The organism is Nocardioides pocheonensis (assembly GCF_003725535.1).
GTDB lineage: Bacteria > Actinomycetota > Actinomycetes > Propionibacteriales > Nocardioidaceae > Marmoricola > Marmoricola pocheonensis.
The window spans coordinates 1-246 of the sequence record NZ_RJSF01000014.1 but is presented as its reverse complement, the minus strand read 5'-3'; the positions used below and the strand labels follow the sequence as shown (position 1 = coordinate 246).

The following is a 246-nucleotide window of genomic DNA, read 5'->3' as shown; positions in this document are numbered from 1 at the left end:
CGGCACCGGCGGCGACAGCGACACCGCCAACGTCACCATCCGCTGCGCGGCCCTGACCCTGACCAAGACCGCGGACAACGCGACGGTCAACGCCGGGTCGCAGATCGGGTTCACGATCACCGCGACCAACAGCAACGCGGCCGGCACCGGCGATGCCACCGGCGTCGTGATCAACGACCCGCTTCCGGCCGGCTCGGGTGTGGACTGGAGCATCGCTTCGGGTCCGGGCAACTGCTCGATCACGGG

The 246-nt window shown here is 70.3% G+C and carries 1 protein-coding gene; it reads left to right on the top strand.

What is annotated here, in order from left to right; translation table 11 throughout:
* Positions 1–246, top strand: a 246-nt coding sequence (locus EFL26_RS05825; RefSeq protein WP_148046641.1) for a DUF11 domain-containing protein, incomplete at both ends; no start/stop codon positions are given.